The sequence below is a fragment of the Gelidibacter sp. genome (genome assembly GCF_039916245.1).
Classification (GTDB): Bacteria; Bacteroidota; Bacteroidia; order Flavobacteriales; family Flavobacteriaceae; genus Gelidibacter.
Window position 1 is genome coordinate 1 of the sequence record NZ_JBDSLS010000158.1, and the last position, 5350, is coordinate 5350.

Genomic DNA, 5350 nt, shown 5'->3' on the forward strand with positions numbered 1-5350 from the left:
TTGATGGTGTCTCCAACAATTAGCTTACCCTCACCTTTAATAACATAACTCACCTGAATCTCTTCATGTTGGTGTAATTGGTCATAGAATAATTCGCCTATATCTTCTTGATAAACTAAAGCATCATGTTCTGGTTTTGGTATTTTAAATGGCAGGACTTTCATTAGGTCTGATTTTATATATGATTTTTGAACAGACTGGTTTCTACAATAGGAGTCTGTTGTGATTTTTTCTAAAAATTATTAATAATGAGATTGGGTTGTGAGTCGGCCTCAAAACTACTCATAAAAAACATTATTTCTGACATGAAGGACAATATAGTATTAGCACTTGATAAATAAGCACTATCCCTCAATGTCTTTCTTAATTAGCTTTGTTATTATACATTAACATTAATAATACTAAAATTTATGACCGTAAAATGGGAAGGCATTATGCCAGCAGTCACAACAAAATTTAATGATGACGATACTTTAGATTTTGCAATGTTTGAAACCAATCTTAAAGCGCAACTTAATGCTGGTGTTCACGGCATTGTTTTGGGAGGTACTTTAGGTGAAGCGAGTACTTTGTCGGAAGCGGAGAAACGCAGTTTAACGAAAACGACCGTAGAGTTGGTTAATGGGAAAGTGCCTGTCATGATAACGCTGGCGGAGCAGTCTACAAAAAATGCGGTAAAGGCTGCAAATATGGCTGAAGAAGACGGTGCATCAGGCTTAATGATGTTGCCCCCAATGCGCTATAAGTCTACAGATAGAGAGACTTTGGAGTTTTTTAATTCGGTTGCTAAAAACACCTCTTTATCAATAATGGTGTACAATAATCCTGTGGATTATAAAATTGAAATCACCCATAAAATGTTTGATGAGTTATTAAAACATGACACTATACAAGCGGTAAAAGAGTCAACACGCGATACGATGAATATCACCAGAATAAAAAATCGTTTTGGTGATCGGTTAAAAATTATGACAGGAGTGGATACCATCGCTTTTGAAAGTATGGTGCTTGGAGCTGATGGTTGGGTGGCCGGATTAGTCTGTGCGTTTCCTGAAGAAACCGTTGCCATGTACGAGTTGATTAAAGCTGGTCGTATTAAGGAAGCCTTAGACATTCATAGATGGTTTATGCCTTTATTCGAATTGGATATTGTTCCAGAATTAGTGCAAAACATAAAATTGGCTGAGGTTTATACAGGTCTCGGTACCGAAAATGTACGTGCACCACGTTTACCGCTCAACGGAGAAGAAAGAAAATATGCCATAAAAACAATTGAGGATAGCCTAAAAACCAGGCCTACTTTACCAAATTACAAAAATCTCTAGTAGGTCAATCATTTACTTAATATTTGGCATTGATCATTAAATCGAAGCTAATAATCTGTATTGAGGTTTATACAGGTAAGGGTGCTTAAAAATGTACGAGCACCACGTTTACCGTTAATCGGAAACGAAAAAAATATGCTATAAAGACATTTGAGGATAGTCTAAAAGGCCTACTTTACCAGATTACAAAAATCTCTAGTAGGCCTATCCTTTAATTAGTATTTATTATTTAAAATTAAATAGAATGAATCCAGGAATCTCAATAACTATTTGTCTTTAGTTAATGAGATTTCTTTGCTTTCTGTTTTAAATGTATTTTTTTCTTTAGTTACAGAAGTCCTAAGTGGGCATTTAAAATATATGGTTTATTCGATTCAGATGTTTAAAACATTATTATTAACCTTATATCCATAAAGCTTATGAAAAATATAGTTCAAATAGATGCCGATTTTGTTGAGAAAAACACTGATTTCCCAAATTTAATTGCTGACCTAGAAAAAATGTTTGCAAATAAAGAGCTTTTGGTACCAATGCGACATCATCATGACTTCCCTAATCCGGAAGTTGGTATGGAATCGACTTTATTATTAATGCCCGCTTGGAATCCGGGCAAGGAAGCCGGGGTGAAAATAGCGACGGTTAGTCCTGCGAACGGAAAGTTTGATTTACCTGCCATTCAAGCCATTTATATTTATTTAGATGCCTTAAAAGGTTCTATCAAAGCGATCATAGAGGCGAAAAGTCTAACAGTAAAACGTACTGCTGCAGCATCAGCTTTAGCTTCAAAGTATTTGAGTAGAAGGGATTCCAAATCATTATTAATGATTGGAACTGGGGCGCTATCTCCAAATCTTATCAAGGCTCATGCCAGTGTAAGACCTCTAGAACAAGTTTATGTTTGGGGAAGAAATTTCGATAAAGCGAAGGCTATTTGTGAGGGATTAAGTGAGGAGGATTTCAAAATAACGCCTATAAAAAATATTGAAGATAAAATTAGTGAAGTGGATATCATTTCCTCTGCTACCCTTTCGTCAACACCACTTGTTTTGGGCCAGTACCTCAGACCTGGTCAACATGTTGATTTGGTTGGTGCTTATCGAACTGATATGCGAGAAGCTGATGATGATGCCATAAGAAAATCTGAGGTGTTTGTGGATACTTATGCCGGTGGATTAAAAGAAAGTGGTGATATTGTTATTCCGTTAAAGACTGGGATCTTGACTGAAAAAGACATCAAAGCGGACTTGTTTTTAATGGCCACCAATAAACATACAGGGAGAAGTGATGATAAACAGATTACTTTATTTAAATCTGTAGGACATGCCCTGGAAGACTTAGCTGCTGCCACACATTATTATAATTTGTTTAAGAAATAATAAGGAGTTGATTCTTGAAATTGAAGCAATTAAAGAATATTGTTGAACAGAGTCTTTATGTAATACTAAGTAACCACGATTTGACTTTTAATTCAATAAAAGATAAGATTATTCTAACATTTTAAATATTAGAGTATTTAATGATGATCGTCAATTAATTAAACATGAAAATTAAAATGTAATGAAAGCTAAACTGAACACCTTATTTGCTATAATTGTTTTGTCGCCTTTTATGTCTCTCAACGCTCAGATTTATGAGGAGCCATTAATGAATGGTATCCTATTTGTCCCGTGCGCTGAAATGCCCGATTTAATGATCAATTATCGAGAGGATTATAAATCTTTAGCAATAGCTTACATTATTCATTCTTCACCAGAATATCGAGAAAGATATAAAAAGCTCTATAACGATTATTTAAAAAAATTGGATAAGATCGATTTTGAAGCTTTGCCTCAAGAATGTAAGGTTGATTATGTGCTTTTTAAAAGGGATTTAAATGAAAATATAAGATTGTCGGATGTAGCTAGTCAAGAGTATAACAAAGTAGAGAAGTGGTTTCCATTTGCTTCTAAAATTTTTGAAACAGAAAAATTAAGACGTCGGGGCACTAAATTAGATGCACAAAAATTAGCTTTAGAATTGGCTGCAATGAATAAGCAAATTAAGAACTTAAGCTTGGATCTGGAAAAAGAAAAAGATTTCACGCTTTCTAACATTCATACAGGAAAACAAATCGTAAAGGATGTAAAGAAGGCTTTAAAAAGTGTTTATGATTTTTATAATGGATACGATCCTCTGTTTTCTTGGTGGATTCCTATACCCTATGAAAATTTGGATGAAACTCTAGATAACTATGCTTCAAAGTTTGAAGAAAAAATGAGTAGTCCACAATTTTTACAGGATGGCAGTGGAATAGCTGGTAAGCCAGTCGGAAAAGAAGAATTGACAAAAAGCCTCAATTATAATTATATCCCATATTCTCCGGAAGAATTAATAAAAATCGCCAATATTGAATTGGATTGGAGTCAAAAGGAAATTTTAAAAGCTTCGAAAGATCTGGGATTTGGAGATGATTGGAAGGCTGCTTCGGAGAAAGTTAAGGAAACTTACGTATCTCCTGGTGATCAGCCTGAGATGATAATCAGACTTTTCGAGGAATCTATTAAATTTATCAGAGATCATGACCTTTTGACTATTCCGCCTTTGGCAGAAGAGGTTTGGGGTATCCAAATGATGTCTCCGGAACGGCAACTAATTGCACCTTTCTTTTTGGGGGGAACATCAATTTTGGTTTCATATCCAACAAATACGATGGAAATTGAAGATCGCATGATGAGTATGCGCGGGAATAACCCCCATTTTTCAAGAGCTACCGTACATCATGAATCTATTGCCGGACATCATCTTCAAGGATATATGAACAATCGGAATAGAGCTTATCGTAATTTCCATACCCCATTTTGGCTTGAGGGAAATGCATTATATTGGGAGTTTTTATTGTACGATATGAAGTTTCCTGAATCGCCTGAAGATAAAATAGGCATGCTATTCTGGCGCATGCATCGAAGTGCGAGAATCGTTTTTTCCCTTAATTATCATTTGGGTAACTGGACACCTCAGGAATGTATCGATTTTCTTGTAGATAGGGTGAATTTTGAAAGAGCGAATGCGACTGCGGAAGTAAGACGTTCTTTTGCTTCTACTTATAGTCCATTATATCAACTAGCCTATATGGTTGGTGGCCTTCAGTTTTGGGCAATGAAAAAAGAATTAGTGGATAATGGAAGCATGTCAATAAAGGAATTTAATGATTCTGTTTTGCAATTAAACGCAATGCCCGTTGAAATGGTCAGAGCTATTTTAACAAATCAGGACATAAAGAAAGACTTTAAAACAAAATGGAAATTCTATGAGAAATTATAACTAATTTTTTAATATCAATCAGAATAACATTATCTAAGTGACTTATATCTCTGCCTATGGAGTGGATAATCCTTCCTGTCTAATGGAGTAAGTAAAGCTAAGGCAATCGAATTGTTCTCGTCAGTCTAATTCACTTCTGTGTTCTTCCCTTCCATTTTACTGTCTTCATTAATTAGTCGTTTCCGCATTTGTTTGATTTTTGACAGTGTACCAAATCAAGTGCATTAAGAAGATTCTGCTCGGACGGTATTTGTTTTTAAACATTATGCAAATATTTTGAGCAATTGGAGATAATATTAAAGGCATCTTTCGATTTCTTTTATAATTAACCTCAAAATGCCCTACTTGGTTTTGAGGTGCGACAAATTGCCCTATCCCATAAAAAGACAATGTTTGTATAATATATCACTATTGTCCGGAAAAGAATTAAGACACTTCGACAAGCTCAGTAACCACCTCTTCGCAGATAGAACAAAGACTAAACATGTAATTAACTGAAAATAAGGGCTGTGAAACTCATAATTAGAATGGGTTATGATGTTTTAACAGTAGTTTTCAAAAAACTCGAAATGAGGCAGGTTGAGGGTCAAAAACATTGAAAGACCTTTATTTATTACTCTTCTTAGTAGATCAACACAGCTTTAATCGGACAACAATGATAAAATATCTAAAGAAAAGATGTTTTCAGTAATCTGAATTATCATGAAAATAGGACAGCTCCACAA

At 34.8% G+C, this 5350-nt stretch carries 3 protein-coding genes and 1 pseudogene; 3 read left to right on the forward strand and 1 reads right to left on the reverse strand.

What is annotated here, in order from left to right; genetic code table 11:
* Positions 1-164: pseudogene (locus tag ABIQ28_RS08525) on the reverse strand (AraC family transcriptional regulator); the annotation flags it as partial.
* A 246-nt stretch (positions 165-410) separates the two neighbouring features.
* Here ABIQ28_RS08525 and ABIQ28_RS08530 point away from each other — a divergent pair.
* From ABIQ28_RS08530 to ABIQ28_RS08540, 3 genes are all read left to right on the forward strand, one after another.
* Positions 411-1325, forward strand: coding sequence for a dihydrodipicolinate synthase family protein (locus ABIQ28_RS08530; RefSeq protein WP_348036466.1), 915 nt, complete (start codon positions 411-413; stop codon positions 1323-1325).
* Positions 1326-1744: 419 nt separating this feature from the next.
* Positions 1745-2701: an ornithine cyclodeaminase family protein gene (locus tag ABIQ28_RS08535; RefSeq protein ID WP_348036467.1), complete on the forward strand. Its 957-nt coding sequence runs from the start codon at positions 1745-1747 to the stop codon at positions 2699-2701.
* Between the two features lie 181 nt (positions 2702-2882).
* On the forward strand, positions 2883-4625 hold the full coding sequence (locus ABIQ28_RS08540) for a DUF885 family protein (protein WP_348036468.1): 1743 nt from the start codon (positions 2883-2885) through the stop codon (positions 4623-4625).
* The last annotated feature ends 725 nt before the right edge of the window (positions 4626-5350 follow it).

Excerpts from the sequence above, each read along its gene's own strand:
- ABIQ28_RS08530 (WP_348036466.1), top strand. The coding sequence starts at position 411 with ATGACCGTAAAATGGGAAGGCATTATGCCAGCAGTCACAACAAAATTT.
- ABIQ28_RS08535 (WP_348036467.1), top strand. The coding sequence starts at position 1,745 with ATGAAAAATATAGTTCAAATAGATGCCGATTTTGTTGAGAAAAACACT.
- ABIQ28_RS08540 (WP_348036468.1), top strand. The coding sequence starts at position 2,883 with ATGAAAGCTAAACTGAACACCTTATTTGCTATAATTGTTTTGTCGCCT.